Raw genomic sequence first — 19,123 nt, forward strand, 5'->3', positions numbered from 1 at the left:
TATAATGTTAATTAATCCTAAACCATTAAACTAACGCTTTTAAAAATGGTTTAATGTGTTTTTTTATTTTTTTTAAAGAAAATCTGTTTTTTTTAGTGTTATACGTAGTGTTGCCGGGTTACGCTACAAGCTTAACGTATTAATTGGCCCTTTGGGTAAATATCGCTTATATTTACGATCGAAAAAAAACGCTTTAAAAAAAATATGCAAATTACACCGGGGGACGAACTTTTTCAACTTGCGCAAACCGCACCCATCGGTATTTGTATATTGGATGCGGCCACCCTTACCTGTGAAATTGTTAACGGGCAGTTTTTAACCATAGCGGGCAAACCTTTGGATGCCATTAAAGGAAAACATTACTGGGACGCATTTGCCGAAGTGAGGGTCTTTTATGAAGCGGCATTGGCGGGCGTGGTTAGTACAGGCAATGTATATTCGGCCAACGAGGTGGAAATGACATTGATCCGCCATGGGCGCGAAGAAACCATGTACGTAACCTTTGTATATTCGCCGGTAAAAAACAGCGAAGGCAAAGTAATAAAGGTTGCCGTTTGGGTGCTTGACAATACCCTTGAAGTGCTGGCCCGGCAAAAATCTGCCGAAAACGCGCTGGCGCTGCAGGCCGTAAATGAACGCATGGCCGACATCAACGAAGAGCTTAATGCAACCAATAGCGAACTGGAAAACACCATTGAAGAACTGGCGGCCATTAACGAAGAACTGGCCAGCACCAATGACGAACTTACCCAAACCCGCGACGAACTGCAGCGCAGCGAGAACCTTTTCAGGTCCATTGCAACAAATATACCCAACTCCATAGTAGTAGTGATTGACAGGGAACACCGCTACATTATTGTGGAGGGCGACCTGATGGAACGCCTGGGCTATAACCGTACCGATTATGAAGGCAAACACCCTACCGAATTAGGGCAAACCGAACGCTACCTGGCCGTAAAACACTTGTACGACCGCATGATGGCCGGCGAAAAATTTTCGCTCGAGCGCAGCGGCGCCGGCGGCGAAACCTATATGGTGCATTTTGTACCGCTGAAAAATGAATACGGCGGCGTAGATGCGGGCATTATTATGGCCATTGATGTTACCGAACTCAAACATGCCGAAGAAAAATCGGCTAAGCTGGCAGCTATCGTGCAATCGTCTGATGATGCCATCATCAGCAAGACCCTCGAAAGCGTGATCACCAGCTGGAACGACTCCGCGCAACGCATCTTTGGCTATAAAGCCGAAGAGATCATCGGCCAAACCATTTACAAACTAATCCCGCCCGACCGGCAGGACGAGGAACCCCGCATCCTTCAACGCTTAAAAAAGGGCGAACGGGTGGAACATTTCGAAACCCAACGCCTCACCAAGGACGGGCGCCTGCTGGATGTTTCGCTCAGTATTTCGCCGCTTAAGGATGGACAGGGCAATATCATCGGCCTTTCAAAAATTGTGCGCGACATTACCGAACGCAAGCTTGACGAAGCCCGCAAAAACGACTTTATCGGTATGGCCAGCCACGAGCTGAAAACGCCCCTTACCTCGCTGCACGCCATTATACAGGTGGCCAACGCCAAATTAAAAAACAGCGACGACAAATACCTGGCCCACGCCATGGAGAAAGCCAACATGCAGGTAAAACGCATGACGCGCATGATCAACGGCTTCCTCAATATTTCAAGGCTCGAATCGGGCAAGCTCATTGTTGAGCGGCAATCCTTTGATATGGGGCAGCTCATCCGCGAAATCCTGGACGAAACCAGCCTCACCGTCAGCACGCATACCATCAGCCTGCAAAGCACCGCCCCGGCAGTGGTTACCGCCGACCGCGACAAGATCAGCTCCGTGCTGTCAAACCTCATCAGCAATGCGGTTAAATATTCGCCGGCGGGCGGCACCATCGCTATCGATTACCAGCTTGCCGGGCAAACCCTTACGGTAAGCGTAAAGGACCAGGGCATGGGCATCAGCCCCGGCGATCTCGACAAAATTTTTGAACGCTATTACCGCGTTGAAGCCGCCGAAATGCGCAATATCTCCGGCTTCGGCATCGGCCTGTACCTCAGCGCCGAAATCATTAAACGCCATAACGGCACCATCCGCGCCGAAAGCAGCGAGGGCGAAGGTTCTGTTTTTTCGTTTACGCTACCGGTTGATTAAGGTTAAATCCGAAGTCTAAAGTCGGCAGGCAGGGAGTCTTTGGTCATTAATTATCTTTCACAAATCGTAACAAAGTACAGGTAACCATGCCCGCGCTGTCCAACAGAACGATGCCCGCACCCGTGCTGTTTAACTTGTAAGCATAATTGTTATACCAGTTGGACCCTGGGAAATTTATATCCGAAGTAAGGTAATACGCGCTGTTTTTATCAAACCGATAAGCAACAGCCGTTTGGTAATAATAATACCCGGTGGGGGTGTTTAAAAAGTGTAGCTTGTTTACCAGGGTTGCTACTTCGGCGCCGGCGGTATAATTGCCGGCGGCATCCGCCTTTTTCGAAACATTGGCTGTTAGCTGATTAAAATCGGCCACGGTGGGCACACGCCATAACGGCGGCAATACTACGTCGTAAAGCGCTACGTACTGCGGGTACCAGGCCCCCAGGGGGTCGCCGGCTATTGGATATACAAACCCGCCCTTGCCCTGGTAATTGTCCACCGTCCAGGTTTGGCTGCCTATTGCTACCGTTCTGTAGTCCGATCCGTCAACGGTAATTTTACCGTAATCGTTAAAAGGTGGCTGCACCGGCGCCGGCATGTTTTTTTTACAGCCCTGCAGTATTGCGCAACAGCCAAGCAAAAACAGGAAACAGGTACGGATTTGGCGAGAGGTATATTTTGCTGACATCAGTGTAAACAAGGCGTTAGTTTTTGTTTGATAAAACTAAGCATTATAATGGGGATTTGCAGGGCACAGTTGCGCCGGGGGGAAATTATATTGATTGCGCCGCTGTTTGGTGTTTTCACCAACAGCATAGGGTGTATTGAAAACAGGGTAAGGAGTGTTATTTACTGGCAAGACTTTTGACTTCTGAAACGCGGGCGTTTCCCGCCTGGTAGAAAGCGGGCCGCGCTTTCTGCTCATACGCCTTCAGGCCTTAAGCGCGGGCCGGTAGCCGCGCCAATCGCTAACGCGGGGAGTGGGGTAAAAACGAATTTTACCTAAAATATATGGACAATAGCGTTTGTTTTTACTAATTTGGTTCCCTTACAAGATATGACAGCGGAACAGATAAAGGAATTGGAAGACAGCCTCTGGCAGGCAGCAGATAAATTACGGGTTGACAGTGGGTTAAAGGCAAGCGAGTATGCAACCCCTATTTTAGGGTTGATTTTTCTGCGTTTTGCCTCTATAAAATACAACAAGGTAAAAAAGGATATTGAAGCGGAACTCGAAGCGCAGAAAAGCAGCCGCATGCAAAGGGAAAAGCACGAAATAGCGATTGATAAATACGGTTTTTATTTGCCGCCCGAAGCGGAATATGATTACCTGCTTAACCTGCCCGAAAAGGAAGACATTGCCAAGGCCATAAAGGTGGCGATGGAAAAAGTTGAATTGTATAAACCTGAATTAAAGGATAGTTTACCAAAAGACGAATATTTTAAACTGGTGAACGACCAGGATAAAACCCTGCCCAAAACCTTGTTAAAGTATTTTAAGGATATACCTGAGGATGCTACAGGCGATGTTTTCGGAAAGGTTTATGAATACTTTTTGGCAGAGTTTGCATTGGCTGAAGGCCAGGGCGGCGGCGAGTTTTTTACGCCGACCAGCGTAGTGAAATTGATGGTAGAAATTATTGAACCCTACCGGGGCAAGATACTTGACCCGGCCTGTGGCAGCGGTGGTATGTTTGTACAAAGCTCGTATTTTATCGACCGGCGTAAAGAGGAATTGCACGATACCGATAACAAAGACCTGTTTGTTTGCGGCGTAGAGCGCACACCGGAAACCGTAAAGCTGGCACGGATGAACCTTGCGGTAAATGGTTTGCGCGGCGAGATAAAACCGGCAAACAGCTATTATGACGACCCGTTTGACAGTTACCAAAACTTTGATTTTGTAATGGCTAATCCGCCGTTTAATGTGGACGACGTAAACCTCGACCGGGTTAAAGCTCAAAAACGTTTTAGCGAATACGGCATACCGCAAAACAAAACCAAAAGCAGCGCCAAAAAGAAAGAAAAGGAAGTTGATACCGTGCCTAATGCGAATTATTTATGGATCAATCTTTTTGCAACCTCGTTAAAACCAGAAGGTAGGGCGGCCCTGGTAATGGCCAATAGCGCCAGTGATGCCCGCAACAGCGAAGCCGACATCCGTAAAAACTTAATAAAAGCCGGGGTAATTGATTGCATGCTTACCCTGCCCAAAAATATGTTTTACACGGTTACCTTACCGGCTACACTCTGGTTTTTCGATAAATCAAAAGCCGGCTCCGAACCAAAAGTATTGTTTATTGATGCCCGGAATATTTTCAGGCAGGTTACCCGCGCTTTGAGGGAGTTTACAGAGGAGCATATCCAAAACATTGCCACCATTATGCGGCTGCACCGTGGTGAAACGGAGCGGTTAACGCAACTGCTGGAAAGCTACCAACAAAAGGCGGAGGATTATGAAGTGAAAGCAAATGCGCTGGAACCATCGGTAAATGAAGCCGTTGCAGAATATGATGACGCAAAATTAGTTTGGGATGAAATACAGGACAGGATTACCACTGGTAAAGGCGAGGCCAAACAATTGAAAAATGAATTGGGCAAAGCCGGTACAGCTTTAACCAAAGCCCAAAAAGCAAAAGAAGAACTTGAAAAAGAATATAAAGCCCTGACCGATAAGGTGGCTTATTTTAATGGACATATCAATTGGCTGAATGAGCGTTTCCCCAATGGCGTATATGATGATGTGATAGGATTATGTAAATCTGCTTCATTGAAAGATATTGAAGAGCAGGATTATAGTTTAAACCCTGGGCGGTATGTAGGGGTGGTAATTGACGAGGACGGTTTGACAGAGGAAGAATTTTTGTCAGAAATGAAAGGGCGTCATAAAACATTGACTATCTTGAATGCAAAAGCGAGAGATTTGGAAAATAGTATTGAAAGTAGTTTTAACATCCTATCGCTATAATATGCAAACCCAAGAGAAATTAGGAGCGAAGTGTTTAGTAGGGGACGGAGCACACGCAAGCATCAAAAGGGTTGATATTGGTATACCATATTTGTCTTCAAAAAACTTTAAACAAGCTGGAATAGATTTATCCTCAGTTAGTTTTATTTCAAATAACGATTATGAAAAGCACTTTAAGGTTTCGTCAAAAGCATTAACAAGGCCACAACCTAACGATTTGATCTTTAGTATAATTGGTTCAATTGGCGCTCCTTATTTAATTTCGGAAAATGATAAATTTGGAATATCAAGCAGTGTGGCAATTATTAGGCCGAAGGAAGAGGTAGACCCGAAGTTTTTATTTTACTATTTAAAAACAGATGCTGTACAAAACTATGTAGAAGCCATAAAGAGTGGTTCAGCCCAAGGGTTTTTAAGCCTGGAAATGATTCGTTCAATTCCACTTCAATATCCGCGTAAATCTGCCCAAGAAAAAATTGCTTCATTATTAGGCACCTATGATGAATTAATGGAAGTTAACGATCAACGTATCACAGTTCTAGAGGAAACTGCCCGTGAACTTTATAAAGAGTGGTTTGTGAGGATGCGTTTTCCGGGATATAAGATGGCTAAATTTGAAAAGGGAATACCGAAGGGGTGGGAGATGAAAAAAATCGTCAATGCCTTTGAAGTCATTGGTGGTGGGACTCCATCTACGGAAAAAGACGAATACTGGGGCGGCAATATAAATTGGTTCACTCCAACAGATATTACCGGATCTGATGGAATATTTTTAAACGAAGCTAAAAATTGCGTCTCTGAAAGAGGTTTGAAAGAAAGCTCCGCAAAATTGTTCCCGGCTTATTCCATTATGATGACAAGCAGGGCTACTATAGGCGCTGTCGGGATCAATTCATCCATTGGCTGCACAAATCAAGGGTTTATTACTTGCATTCCAAATGATGAGTTACCCTACATCTTTCTATATTTTTGGATACTTTTTAATAAAGAAACTTTTGAAATGATGGCCAGTGGATCAACGTTTCTTGAAATCACAAAGGGAACATTTAAAAAGGTCAATATCCTTGTGCCTGAAAAAGAGATTGTGAAACAATATCATAATTTGGCTGAACCAATATTCAAACAAATAGAAAACTTGCAACAACAAAATACTCAACTCCGTCAAATCCGCGACCGCTTGCTACCTCGTTTAATCAGCGGCAAACTAAAAGTAAAAACCGAAAGAGAGGAATTAGTATGCCCATAGTTTTACATAAATTCAGGGATCACCAGGTTAATCCAAAAGCAGAGATCTTAATACTCGGTACATTTAACCCTGATATTCCGGCCGGGCCTGATTTTTTTTATGGCAGGCCCAGGAACTTTTTATGGTATTTATTGCCACAATGCTGGGGATTAGATTCGCTTAAAGAGGCTGCTCTTCTCAATAAGCAGGAGTTTATGGTAGCCCATAAAATAGACTTTGCCGATATCATCCATTCGTTGGACATTCCCGTAGGAGAAGAGAATAATGTTGATGATGATTTTATTGACGGCCACATAGAAACATGGAAGGAAATAAATGATTTGATTGATACCCTCCCAAATTTAAAGGCGATTTATTTTACCAGAAAAACATTTAACGGGATCCCCAATATGCGGGCAAGGATAAATTTAATAGCCGGTTACTGCAATCAAAAAAATATTCGATTTTGCAAGCTGGAAACCCCGGCCCGGTTTCACAGCCCGGAGAAACAACAACAATGGATAGATACAATTATTTTACAGCATACATGTTTAAGACCTTAAATTAGCTTTTCCATCACCATAAAACCGAACCGATAGCCATGGCCCGAACCTTTATAGCCAATTTCATTTCTGAAGATCAAATTGAACAGGCTATACTGGGCATTTTTACCGGTCGTTTGGGCTATCGCCATTTAAATTGTTTGCTGGCGGACTTAACGGGCCGTTCAATGGAAACCGAAGTGGTAATCGAACCGCTGTTAAGGAAAAAGCTAATTCATCTTAACCCCGCCGCGCCGGAGGCAGCGATAGACTTTGCCGTTGACCAACTCACCAAAACCAGGTTAGATCAAACCGACTTCCAGGCAAATAAGGAACTGTACTTTTTAATGCGCGACGGTGTTACAACCACCATAAAAAACACCCGGGACCGCGACGAACCGGTCACCATTAAAGTAATTGACCTGGTTGACGAATCGCAAAACGATTACCTGGTAGTGTCGCAATTATGGCTGCAGGGTTCCTATATCCGCCGCCGGCCCGACCTGATTGTTTTTGTAAACGGCCTGCCATTAATTTTTATCGAACTGAAAAATAGCACGATAGCGCTTCGCAACGCTTATGATGATAACCTCACCAATTACCGGAAGGACATTCCATTGCTGTTTCATTATAACGCGCTCTGCATTTTAAGCAATGGCCTCGAAACCAAAGTCGGCAGCTTTAATTCGGGCTATAATCATTTTTTAAACTGGTTAAGAGTTGAAAACGAAGACGAAGTACCGGATAAAGAACGGATAAAAGATTTCGCGGTAAGTTTGGATTATGCCATTTTGGGCCTTTGCGAAAAAGCCCGCCTGCTGGATTATTTCGAAAATTTCCTGCTTTATTATAACGATGTAAAAAAGATAGCGGCCAAAAATCACCAGTTTTTAGGCGTTAATAATGCCGCCCGAAATTTTGGCGCTCGCCTAAAGCATGACAAGGAAAATACCGATACCGGCAATAAAGGAAAATTGGGTGTTTTTTGGCATACCCAGGGCAGCGGCAAAAGTTACAGCATGATATTTTTTGCGCGAAAGGTATTCCGCAAATTCACCGGTAATTATACTTTTTTAATTGTTACCGACCGCGACGATCTTGACGGGCAGATCTACAAAAACTTTGTCGGCGCCGGGGCTGTTTCAAAAACCGAAAAATGCCGCCCGCAAAACAGCGAGGAATTGCGGGAACTGCTGCAAACCAACCGCCGGTATATTTTTACGCTCATTCACAAATTCCGGTTTCCGAAAGGCAAAGCCTACCCCGTATTAAGTACCCGGAACGATATTATCGTAATTGTTGATGAAGCTCATCGTACCCAGTATAAAGACCTGGCCGAAAACATGCGTACCGGTTTGCCAAATGCGCAGTATATGGCATTTACCGGCACACCCTTGTTAGGAAGCAAAAAGCTTACTAATGACTGGTTCGGCGAAAATGTATCCGAATATAATTTTAAACAGAGTATTGAGGATGGGGCAACGGTGCCATTATTTTATCATAAACGCGTACCTGAAGTATTGCTGCAAAACGACGACCTGGACGATGACCTGGCAGAAATAGTTAGCGACGAAAACTTGTCAGATGCTGACCAGCAACGACTGGAGAACGAGTTTGGCCAGGAAATGGCCATTTTAAAGAGCGATGACCGGCTGGAAACCATTGCTAAAGACATTGTATTTCATTTTCCGCGTCGCGGCTATTTGGGTAAAGGAATGGTGATCACATTCGATAAGTTTACCGCTGTTAAAATGTACGACAAAGTAAAACGGCTTTGGGATGAAGAAAAACGGGCTATCCAATCCCAAATAAACTCTTCTATCACACAAAAGGAAAAAGAAGCCTTGCGGAAAACTTTGGAATGGATGCGCAAGGCGGATATGGCGGTTATTATAAGCGAAGAGGCGGGGGAAGAAGAAAAGTTTGAAAAAAATGGCTTAGATATCCGTATACATCGCAAACGAATGCTGACAGCGGATGATAACGGGAAGGACCTTGAGGATAAATTTAAAGAACCAACTGATCCGCTGCAATTGGTTTTTGTATGCAGCATGTGGCTAACCGGGTTTGATGCAGAAACAGTGTCGACACTGTATATTGATAAGCCAATGAAAGACCATACCCTGATGCAAACTATTGCAAGGGCCAACCGCGTAACAGATTTTGAAATAAACGGCAAACCCAAAAAGAACGGTTTGATTGTTGATTATTATAATGTTTTCAAAAACCTCCGGGAAGCTTTTGCTTCCTATGGCGGCGGTAAAATAGGTGGTGGCGAGCGGCCGGATGAAGATGCACCGGTAAAGGAAAAAGACCAGTTATATGTTTTGTTGCAGGATGCCATCGATCAATGCGATCAGTATTGTAAAAATATCGACATCAATTTAAAAACCATTACAGAATCGGAAATAATCTTCGGTAAGCTGGGCATGTTTGATCAGTTTGCCGATATCATTCTGGCAAACGACGATCAGAAAAAACAATTCATTGTTTACGATAACACTATTGATGCGCTTTACCAGGCTTGCCTGCCGGAAATTCTTGGGAGAAGAAAAGACTTCCCTTTGGTTGCGGTAATCAGCTATCTGCGGCAGATTATTGACGGCAAAAACCAACGGAATGACCTTGATAGCGCAAAACGAAGAATTAGCCAACTGCTGGATGAAAGTATTGTGGCAAGTGATGAGTTTAAAAATTCAAAAGATACCATTTCGGAGCCGAGCTACAATATTAAAGCCTGGCGGCAAATAGACCTTAGCAAACTTGACGTAGATAAACTTAAAGAAGAATTTAAAGAAGCGCCTTATAAGCATATTGAGATTGCCGACCTGCGGGCCTTTATATCAAATAAACTGGAACAAATGATGTCCAAAAACATCACCCGCACCAGCTTTGCGCAAAAACTTCAGCAGATCATTGACCGTTATAATTCCGGCGGGTCAATAACAGAAGACTACTTTAACGACCTGGTTGATTTTGTAGGCCAGCTAAAAGCAGAAGAATTGAGAGCTGCAAGAGAAGGCCTGTCAGAAAAGGAATTGGAAATTTTTGACCTTTTGAAAAAGGAAAATTTAACCAAAGAGGAAGATCAAAAAGTAAAACTTGCTGCCAAAAGCCTGTTACATCGCCTATACGAAGAAAAACCTACTGTATTATTACAGGATTGGCATAAAGACTTACAGTCGCAACTAAAGGTAAAATTGGTAATACAAGATATATTAGACAAAAACCTGCCCGAAACCTATGACAAAAACGTGTACGATACCAAATGCAATATTGTATTCAATCACCTATTTGTGCAAGCGGCAAACGGCGGAAGAGCGGTAGCGTAATATGCAATCTCACTATCGCCCCTCCGCGAGTTTAGCGGAGCGTAACTCGTGGTTTGCATTACCGCGGTTTTCAACTGCACCTTGCTTTCCGGTTAGCGAAGGGCGGCGTATACAATTATAACTAAGTTTGGCCCTGACGGCGTTTAGGAGCGGTTGAAAACCGCAGCCATGCAGTACCACGGGTTAGAAACCCGCGGCAGCGGGAAGGATGAACAATATGGAAAAGACGTTGTCATTTCGATCCGCCTGTAGGGGTTCAAAATTTTGAACCCCGACCGTTTATGTGCAGGTGTTTTCGATATTTATTACGGTACCAATTGATGGATATTTTCCATTTTTTGCCCCTGTAACCATGCACCGCAGGGGTTTAGGTAGGGGTTCAAAATTTTGAACCCCTACATTTTGAACCCCTACGACAATGTGCAGGTGTTTTTTACCCACGGTAGAATTTATCATTTTCCCATGCATTGGGGTTGTTGATGATATATTCCGAAATCCGCCAATACGATTGTTCGGACCTGATGATATGTTCGTGGTAATTGCGCTGCCAAACATGGTAGGGTTGAAAATTTAGAACCGATACCATGTTGTTGCGGAAATATTTTGTTACACCAATTTTATACCCCTTAACAATTGACCCGATTGAACGGGGTATTATATGTTGAAATTGATTTTGCGGCGGTAATGGTGACGGCGTTGGTGACGGCGTTGGTGGTAGGGGTTCAAAATTTTGCGGTAGGGGTTCAAAATTTTGCGGTAGGGGTTCAAAATTTTGCGGTAGGGGTTCAAAATTTTGAACCCCTACGGGTGGTTCCCCTACGGTTTGTATCCCCGCAATTCCATCGCCCGCCGCCGTGCCGCCTAATTCAATAATTCCGTGCACATGGTTAGGCATCACAACATGTTCATGCAAAACAGCATCGGGAAAATGTTCGGGAATTTTCAACCAGCATTCGTTGGCTATTTTACCGGCATCGTTCAATATCATTTTCCTGTCAATAATTTCGCCAAACAAACATTCACGATGATAGGTGCAAATGGTGATAAAATACAATCCGTTCTGCGAATAATCATACCCTTTTAGCCTGATTGATCTGCGGTGATGAATTGCCGGGTTGTATTTTGTTTTTTTGTCCATATTCATTGTGCAGGTTTAGATGTGTAGGGGTTCAAAATTTATTCCCGATTATTAAATATTATCCATAGGGGTTCAAAATTTTGAACCCTTACCAATCCGTAGGGTTAATATATGTATCCGTGGTAAGGGTTAAAATTTTGAACCCCTACCCCATGCAAACCGTAAATTTACAATTCAAATTAATTGGAAAATAAATAAAAATAAAATCAATATTGTCCAGTCCTGAAATACGAAACAATTGATAACCAGTAGATTACAGCGATATTGTCAAAAAAGCAAATTCGATATGGTTTGATTATCAATCACTTAGCCAAGTTCGGTAATTTGTTAAAAGATGAAAAATGCTGATAATGAGCGTGTTTCATAGCGTTCCGCAGTGTTCCGCGCGCGAAAAAATGGAACGCTGGAACGGGGGGGAAGACCATAGTCGATGATCGATGGACCATGGCAAAAGGGGGGGGAGGGGGAAGTCGATGGTCAATGGACCATAGTCCATGGCAAAAAGGGAGGAAGGTACTATGCACACTCCTACTCCTACCATGAACCATGGACTATGGTCCATCGACTTAAAACACATTCTTCCACATCATGCTTTCCACCGGGCGGGTGCTGGGTTTGTTGTATTTGGCGTTCAGCTTGGTATTATAAAACGTTTCGATCTCGCCCTCAACCACAAAGTAAATGAGCTGGCCGATGGGCATGCCGGTATACACCTTTACGGGCTGGGTGCAGCTGATCTCGAGCGTCCAGGTGTTGCAGAAGCCAACGTCGCCCTTGCCTGCGGTGGCATGGATATCGATGCCCAGCCTCCCGGTGCTTGATTTACCTTCAAGGAAGGGCACATGCAGGTGGGTTTCGGTATACTCCTGGGTTACGCCCAGGTACAGGGTATTGGGCTGCAGGACAAAGCCATCTTTAGGGATCTCAAAAGGGACTACCTCGTTGTGGAGCTTGGCGTCCAGCACACGGTCGCGGTAGGTAGCAAGGTGTTTGCCGAGGTGTACGTCGTAGGAGTTTGTGCCCAAACATTCGCGCCTGAAAGGCTCTATAATAATGGATCCCTGCTCCATTTCTTCTAAAATGCGCTTGTCTGATAGTATCATGGGGTCAGCGGTTGAAGCGGCTAAATTAGAACTTATTAGCACGCACAGCAAGGGCATGTTTTTCACAAAAGTTTTTGGAAATTGTGGAAAGAAAAAGGGGTGAAGATTTACGAATTACGGTTTACGATTTACGAATGTTGGAAGAAGAAAAAAGGGTGTCATGCCGAGCTCAGTCGAAGCATGTGGACAATGGCCTTTACGCGCGCCCTTCGACAGGCTCAGGGTGACACCCCCTTGTTATTGGTTTACCTACTCCACATCCAGGGCCACTACTTCGCCGGTAACTTTATGTTTAAGGATCAGTTTGCGGTCGCCGTTGGGGAGGATCTCTTTTTTGATGAGGTAATGTTCGTCATCATAGGAAATGAAGTTGGAGCCGTAATCGTCGGTTTGGTCGCCGCGCCAGCCTTCAATTTGCACGGGTTCCCATTTGCCGGTTTTGGCCGACAGGTAGCAGGCGTCGATAATGGCGTTAACGATGTAGCCGTCGTAAAAGGTTTCCAGGGGTTCGGTTTTGTTTTCGATGGCGTTAAACATATCGGTAAACATATTGGTATAACCCAGCTCGTGTACCTCATCCCCCACCGGGAACAGCCAACCGCTGCTGCTTTCGGCTTTTTCGGCCACATAACCGCCCTTGCCGGTGCTAAACATCTCGAAGCCGGTACGCAAAAAGTTATTGAGCCAGATGGTGCCTTCGGTACCCATCACTTCGTCGCGCAGGTCCATCCCCCCGCGGAAACACCAGCTCACCTCGAACTGCCCGATGGCGCCGTTGGCGTATTTTACCAGGCCAATGGCGCCGTCTTCGGCCTTGATGGGGTGCACCTGGGTAGCGGCCCAGCACATTACCTCCACCGGCCGTATATTTTTGCCAATAAAACCACGGCTGATCTCGATGCAATGGCAACCCAGGTCGACCATGCAGCCGCCGCCTGATTGTTCGTGATCCCAAAACCAGTCGCTATGCGGGCCGGGGTGCGCCTCGCGTGATTTTGCCCAAAGCACCTTGCCAATGTTACCGTCCTGCACCGCCTTTAGCGATTTCAGGAATTTGGGGGTGTAGCAGAGGTCCTCCAGGTAACCGCCCATGATGCCGGCTTCTTCTACCATATCCAGCATTCGTTTGGCTTCGGCGGCATTGCGGCCGAGGGGTTTGGTGCATAAAACGTGCCTTTTTGCCCTGGCGCAGGCGGCCACGGCGGCTTCGTGCAGGTTATTGGGCAGCGAGATCACCACGGCATCCACATCCGGCCGGCTAACCACGGTATCCATATCGTCCGAATAAAAACCAAGGTGGTAATCATCCGCGAACTTTTTAGCTTTATCAATATTCCTTGAGTAAACGCTGATGAGCGAATCTTTTGCGCGCTGCGCCTGCAGCGAGTCTGCATAAAAACGGGCGATGAACCCGGAGCCTAACATTGCTATGTTCATTATTCTTTAATTTTTAAATTGTGATAGTTTGAAGTCCCGAGTCTAAAGTCTAAAGTCAAAAAAGCTAGACTATAGACTCCGGACTTAAGACTCAAGACTTTGAACTGAAGACTTAAACCTCCACCTGCTTCTCCCAGCCGGTGTCTTTCAGGCCGGGGTCGTTTTCTTTTTTCAGGAAATCGGCGTTGGAGAGCGATTCTGCGTCCCACTCCAGTATGGCGCTATCGGGAACTACATCAACCGGCACTTTATAAGCGGTTGATGTTTCGTTATAAGCCAAATTAGATTGCAGGTTATAGCAGGAAATAATGGACCATCGCGGACGATCAGATAAATTAGCCTCCGACCGGTGCAGTATATTGCTGTGGAAGATGAGGGCATCGCCGGGCTCCAGCTGGACATACACCAGCTCCATTGTTTTTAAGGCGTTGTTTACCATCACCATGTCGGCGCCGGTTTGTTCGCCGGCAAAACCGTGGTTAACCCGGCCCAGCTTGTGCGAACTTTTGATCACCTGCAGGCAGCCGTTCTCCTTGTTGGCTTCTGTCAGTGCTACCATCACACTGATCATTTCATCAGGGAAAATAAACTGGTTTTTGTACCAGTAGCCGTAGTCCTGGTGCCATTCCCAGGCCCCGCCAACCTTTGGTTCCTTTTGCATTAGTTTGGAGTGGAAGTGGCAAACCGGCGCTTCGCCCCCCAAACATTGCTTTACTGCGCTGATCATTTTTTTGCTGCGGGTCATGTAGCCAAAAATATCATTGCCCGGCGTAAACCATAGCGACAGTTTGCTTTTTTTGCCGCTTTTATCGTTTACGTCCAAAGCGTTGTTGCGCATGGCGTTGTCATCCAGCGCGGTTTGGTATAATTTGTTGATTTCTTCGGGATTAAAAAAGCCTTTTAAAATGAGGTATCCCTGCTGATGGTAAAGCCCCACCTGTGCAGGCGTCAATATTTCTGTTAGCATGGTAATTTTTTTAAGTCCTGGTTTATTATTGCTGAAAAGCGATACAATTTAGGTTTATTTGACATAAGTTTGTTATCCTTTTTGCAATTTTACTTTTATGGCTATAGCATACAGGCAGCAAGTTGATGACGATACTGAATTTGCGATCTGGAAGATTGAGGAAGAGGCTGAGGATCTGTACAGCCAACTCCAATTAAACGACGAAGAAAAGGCTTATTACGAGCAGCTTAAAATAGGCAAGCGTAACCTGCATTGGTTAGGTACGCGCGTTTTGTTGCGTAAAATGCTGCGCACTGATGAATATATCGATTGTAAAGTAGATGCCCATGGCAAACCTTATTTGGTGCATCTCCCTTACCATATTTCATTGAGCCATTCCTTTGATTATGCTGCGGTGATGATCAGCAAGGAGCCTGTGGGGATTGACATTGAACAGGTGAAACAAAAGGTTGAACGCATCGCCCATAAATTTATGCGCAAGGAAGAACTTGATTTTATTTCGCCCGATCGCAGGATAGAGGAACTATATGTTTGCTGGTGTGTAAAAGAGGCGGTATATAAATGTTTCGGGCAAAAAGAGGTTTCGTTTTTACATAACATCTTTTTGGAGCCTTTTAATTTTGAGGGACATGGTGTGGTGAATGCGAGGCTGAAAAAAGATAATATCGACATTGAATATGAAGTTGGCTATATGCAATACCATGATTATATGGTGGGCTATGTGAAAGGCAAAGAAGATGAAAAATAAAAAGGTTATTGCGCAAGACTGGGGACTGATAGACTATAAAGAAGCCTGGGATCAGCAGGAAGAGGTATTTTCCGCGATTGTTAATTTAAAAACCGAGATACGCAACCGCAAAGCCGGCACTGAAGGGGATGAATACGAAGAGGAAACCTTAACGCCCAATTACCTTGTATTTTGCGAACACCCGCACGTTTATACCCTGGGCAAAAGCGGCAAACCCGAGCATCTGCTTTTAGACGAAAAGGGACTTATTGAAAAGCAAGCATCCTACTACCCGATTAACCGCGGGGGCGATATCACTTACCATGGCCCGGGACAGATCGTATGCTATCCTATCCTCGACCTCGACAATTTTTTTACCGATATACATTTATACCTGCGCACCCTTGAAGAAGCCGTTATATTAACCCTTGCAGAGTTTGGTTTGCGCGCCGGACGATACCCCGGTTATACCGGTGTTTGGTTCGATGCAGATAATGACAAGGCCCGCAAAATTTGCGCTTTGGGCGTCAGGTGCAGCAGGTGGGTAACCATGCATGGCCTGGCATTTAATGTAAATACCGATCTTGATTATTTTAAAAATATAGTCCCCTGCGGTATTGATGATAAAGATGTAACCTCGATGCAAAGAGAGTTGGGGTATGAAGTTGATATAATTCAAGTAAAAAAAATCCTTAAACACCATATTTCCGTATTGTTCAATATGGAGATGGTATGAAAACATTACAGATTATATTAATAGCGATAACGGCATTATCAGGATGTAATAAAAAGGCCGATGTAGCCCGGCTGATGACGGTAGACACAACAACTAAAACAAAACCTATGACGGATTCTCTATCCTATCTTGCCTTAGGCGATTCATATACCATTGGGGAAGCCGTTCCTTCCGCTGAATCATACCCGTACCAGCTGACAAGCGCATTAAGGGACAATTCCTTTAACGTAGAAATTCCGAAAATTATTGCCACCACCGGATGGACAACTGATAACCTGATCGCTGCGATTGCCAAGAGCGGCATCACAAGTAAAAAATTCAATTTTGTAACACTTTTGATCGGTGTAAACGACCAATTCCAGGGCCTGAGCCAGGATAATTATAAAATAAAGTTTGCCCAGGTTTTAAACACGGCAATAACCTTTGCAAACGGCGATACCAGCAGGGTTTTTGTATTGTCGATACCCGATTACGGGGTAACACCTTTTGCGGGCGGGCGTGATGGTGAAATAGGGCCGGAAATAGATCAATTTAATGCCATTAACAAATCCATAAGCCTGAAGGCTGGAGTTAATTATCTTGATATAACAGCGATATCAAGAACTGCGGCCAACGATCCAACTTTGATTGCTCCCGATGGCCTGCACCCGTCAGGCAAGATGTATTTATTGTGGGTTAAACAGCTGGCGCCGATGCTGGCGACTGAATTAAAAAAATGAACCGCTCAAAAAAATCGCTTAGAAATGTGTTATGAAACGGTTGCTATTTATGCTGTTGTTACTTGCCGGGTTATCCGGATGCACCAAAAAAGCGGCGACCGTTCCGGTTGCTGTTGCTATTAGGCTTCCGGATACCACCAAAACTACCGCTTCGGATACACTTAGTTACCTTGCATTAGGCGATTCCTATACAGCAGGAGTAGATGTAAACCAGAATGACACCTACCCTTACTTGTTGGATAGCGTATTAAATAAACGATCCATTCATATACTGCCCCCCATTGAAATTGCTAAACCAGGCTGGACGACGGTTGATCTGATCAACGCAGTAGGCGGAAGCGGGATTGGCAGTACAAAATTTGGATTAGTTACCCTGATGATTGGCGTAAACGACGAAGCACAAGGGCTAAGTATTAGCGATTACCGATTGAAATTTGCTCAAATATTAAATACCGCCATCAATTTAGCTGGTGGTAAAGCCAGCCATGTTTTTGTCTTGTCGATACCGGATTGGGGTGTAACGCCGTTTGCGAAAGGCCAGGGAAGTACGATCGGACCGCAGATTGACCTTTTTAACGATATAAATAAAAGCGTCACTCTGCAAGCTGAGGCCAATTACCTCAACGTCACTGATATTTCGCGGCTGGCGGCCACAGACACTACGCTACTCGCAGCGGATGAACTCCACCCGTCAAAAAAAATGTATACCTTGTGGACTAACCTGCTTGCCCCCCTGGTGACCCGCAAATTAAAAAATTAACTTTTTCCTTTGGCGGCTATCTCTCCTATCCCTTTAACCAGTTTATCAAGGTCATTTATTGAAGTGTAAACGTGCGGTGTTACCCTAACGCAACTGATATTTTCCCAATTAATACCAACGGTATGTATTTTATATTTATCAAAAAGGGCAGATTCCAGCTGGCCGGGCGTCATTCCATCCACACTTACGCCGCAGATAGCACAGGAATATTTGGCGTTTAACGAGGTATGCAGTTTAACCTTGGGGATGTGCTGAACTTTTGATGCCCAATAATTCTTCAGGAAGCGGATCCGTTCTTCTTTGCGTTTGCTGCCTATGCCTTCATGAAAATTGATGGCCTCGCCTATCCCCTGTTCAATCGGGAAACTGCGGGTACCCAGATCTTCAAATTTACGGATGTCGCCATCATGGGGTTTGTCACCGCATACCATCGGCCAAACATTTTCTATCTTTTCTTTTTTGATCCACAACATCCCGCTGCCTATTGGTGCCGACAGGAATTTATGCAAACTGGTACCAAAATAATCGCAATGGAGGTCGGGTATTTTAAAATCCAGTAAACCAAATGAATGTGCACCGTCTACAAGAACCTCAATGCCTTTGGCATGCGCCATATCGCTTATTTTTTGCACCGGCATGATCTGACCAACCCAATTGATCATATGGGTGATATGGATAAGTTTTGTTTTTGGCGTGATCGCCTCTTCATAAGCTTTCACAATTTCGGCATCATCCTCAATGGGGAAATCAAAACTGATCTGCTTATATACGATGCCATCGCGGATAGCCCGTTTCCGGTAGGCCTGTATCATATGCGGGTAATCCTGCTTCGTGCCGATCACCTCATCGCCGGCTTTAAGGTCCAAACCATAAATCATCGTATTAAGTGCTTCCGTTGAATTGCGGTTAATGGCAATTTCGTCCGGCAGTGTCCCTGCCAGTTCAGCCAGCTTTTCGCGCAAGGGTTCGCGGCCCTGGTCCAGAATGCGCCACATGTAGTATGACGGCCCTTCGTTGGTGAGTTGATTATAACGTTCCACAGCCTGCTGTACTACCAGCGGCGACGGTGAAACGCCGCCATTATTTAAGTTGATGATATTGGGGCTTACGGTGTATGATTGCTGTATCACGCGCCAAAAATCCTCATCTTCGGCTATCTGCGCATCGCTCAGATGGCTTACTTTTTGCGATGCTTGTTTCCAATCTGCGGCATGAACCTGGTTAAAAAGACTATTAACGGAAAAAGCACCTGCAAGGGCGGCAGCCTGCTTCAAAAATACGCGGCGGTCATTTGTCATGAACG

Annotated in this window: 15 protein-coding genes; 9 read left to right on the forward strand and 6 right to left on the reverse strand. The window is 45.0% G+C overall.

The annotated features are described in order from the left end of the window. Positions 1-204: 204 nt before the first annotated feature. Positions 205-2,166 (forward strand): PAS domain S-box protein, encoded by a 1,962-nt coding sequence (locus MgSA37_RS20875; protein ID WP_096354701.1) that lies wholly within the window; start codon positions 205-207, stop codon positions 2,164-2,166. Between the two features lie 46 nt (positions 2,167-2,212). Here the strand turns inward: MgSA37_RS20875 and MgSA37_RS20880 are convergent, their stop codons facing one another. Continuing rightward, the gene (locus MgSA37_RS20880; RefSeq protein WP_096354703.1) at positions 2,213-2,854 is read right to left on the reverse strand and encodes a fibrobacter succinogenes major paralogous domain-containing protein; all 642 of its coding nucleotides are present in this window, start codon (positions 2,852-2,854) and stop codon (positions 2,213-2,215) included. 369 nt (positions 2,855-3,223) lie between these two features. On the opposite strand from MgSA37_RS20880, the gene MgSA37_RS20885 reads away from it, so the two are divergent. Genes MgSA37_RS20885 through MgSA37_RS20900 form a run of 4 tightly spaced genes read left to right on the forward strand, consistent with a single transcriptional unit; the run spans position 3,224 to position 10,233 of the window. After that, entirely contained in the window at positions 3,224-5,134 is a 1,911-nt protein-coding gene (locus MgSA37_RS20885; protein ID WP_096354705.1) for a type I restriction-modification system subunit M, read from the forward strand. Position 5,135: 1 nt separating this feature from the next. Continuing rightward, on the forward strand, positions 5,136-6,380 hold the full coding sequence (locus MgSA37_RS20890; RefSeq protein ID WP_096354706.1) for a restriction endonuclease subunit S: 1,245 nt from the start codon (positions 5,136-5,138) through the stop codon (positions 6,378-6,380). Further along, the gene (locus tag MgSA37_RS20895) at positions 6,371-6,922 is read left to right on the forward strand and encodes a uracil-DNA glycosylase family protein (protein WP_096354708.1); all 552 of its coding nucleotides are present in this window, start codon (positions 6,371-6,373) and stop codon (positions 6,920-6,922) included. The genes MgSA37_RS20890 and MgSA37_RS20895 overlap by 10 nt, the downstream gene beginning before the upstream one ends. A 38-nt stretch (positions 6,923-6,960) precedes the next feature. Continuing rightward, positions 6,961-10,233 carry a type I restriction endonuclease subunit R gene (locus MgSA37_RS20900; protein WP_197706030.1) on the forward strand — a complete coding sequence of 1,091 codons (3,273 nt, stop codon included), beginning with the start codon at positions 6,961-6,963 and terminating at the stop codon, positions 10,231-10,233. 433 nt (positions 10,234-10,666) lie between these two features. Here the strand turns inward: MgSA37_RS20900 and MgSA37_RS20905 are convergent, their stop codons facing one another. From MgSA37_RS20905 to MgSA37_RS20920, 4 genes are all read right to left on the reverse strand, one after another. Continuing rightward, a complete protein-coding gene (locus MgSA37_RS20905) occupies positions 10,667-11,377 on the reverse strand; it encodes a transposase (protein ID WP_197706031.1) in 711 nt (236 codons plus the stop codon). Positions 11,378-11,937: 560 nt separating this feature from the next. Further along, positions 11,938-12,474 (reverse strand): dCTP deaminase, encoded by a 537-nt coding sequence (gene dcd, locus MgSA37_RS20910; protein WP_096357639.1) that lies wholly within the window; start codon positions 12,472-12,474, stop codon positions 11,938-11,940. Between the two features lie 249 nt (positions 12,475-12,723). Beyond that, on the reverse strand, positions 12,724-13,911 hold the full coding sequence (locus tag MgSA37_RS20915; protein ID WP_096354709.1) for a Gfo/Idh/MocA family protein: 1,188 nt from the start codon (positions 13,909-13,911) through the stop codon (positions 12,724-12,726). 112 nt (positions 13,912-14,023) lie between these two features. Continuing rightward, the gene (locus MgSA37_RS20920; protein ID WP_096354711.1) at positions 14,024-14,878 is read right to left on the reverse strand and encodes a phytanoyl-CoA dioxygenase family protein; all 855 of its coding nucleotides are present in this window, start codon (positions 14,876-14,878) and stop codon (positions 14,024-14,026) included. Positions 14,879-14,975: 97 nt separating this feature from the next. On the opposite strand from MgSA37_RS20920, the gene MgSA37_RS20925 reads away from it, so the two are divergent. The 4 genes from MgSA37_RS20925 to MgSA37_RS20940 are packed head-to-tail and all read left to right on the forward strand — an operon-like array spanning position 14,976 to position 17,820. After that, the gene (locus MgSA37_RS20925) at positions 14,976-15,626 is read left to right on the forward strand and encodes a 4'-phosphopantetheinyl transferase family protein (protein ID WP_096354713.1); all 651 of its coding nucleotides are present in this window, start codon (positions 14,976-14,978) and stop codon (positions 15,624-15,626) included. After that, positions 15,616-16,341, forward strand: a complete 726-nt coding sequence (gene lipB, locus MgSA37_RS20930; protein ID WP_096354715.1) for a lipoyl(octanoyl) transferase LipB — start codon at positions 15,616-15,618, stop codon at positions 16,339-16,341. Before MgSA37_RS20925 ends, lipB begins: the two co-directional genes overlap by 11 nt. Further along, positions 16,338-17,060: an SGNH/GDSL hydrolase family protein gene (locus MgSA37_RS20935; RefSeq protein WP_096354716.1), complete on the forward strand. Its 723-nt coding sequence runs from the start codon at positions 16,338-16,340 to the stop codon at positions 17,058-17,060. The genes lipB and MgSA37_RS20935 overlap by 4 nt, the downstream gene beginning before the upstream one ends. Positions 17,061-17,091: 31 nt before the next feature. Further along, positions 17,092-17,820 carry an SGNH/GDSL hydrolase family protein gene (locus tag MgSA37_RS20940; protein ID WP_096354718.1) on the forward strand — a complete coding sequence of 243 codons (729 nt, stop codon included), beginning with the start codon at positions 17,092-17,094 and terminating at the stop codon, positions 17,818-17,820. On the opposite strand, the gene MgSA37_RS20945 is transcribed toward MgSA37_RS20940, so the two are convergent. Continuing rightward, complete coding sequence (locus MgSA37_RS20945; protein WP_096354719.1) at positions 17,817-19,118, reverse strand: aminotransferase class V-fold PLP-dependent enzyme; 1,302 nt, start codon at positions 19,116-19,118, stop codon at positions 17,817-17,819. The genes MgSA37_RS20940 and MgSA37_RS20945 overlap by 4 nt on opposite strands. Positions 19,119-19,123: the final 5 nt, after the last annotated feature.

It is taken from the genome of Mucilaginibacter gotjawali (assembly GCF_002355435.1).
In the GTDB taxonomy this organism is placed as follows: Bacteria; Bacteroidota; Bacteroidia; order Sphingobacteriales; family Sphingobacteriaceae; genus Mucilaginibacter; species Mucilaginibacter gotjawali.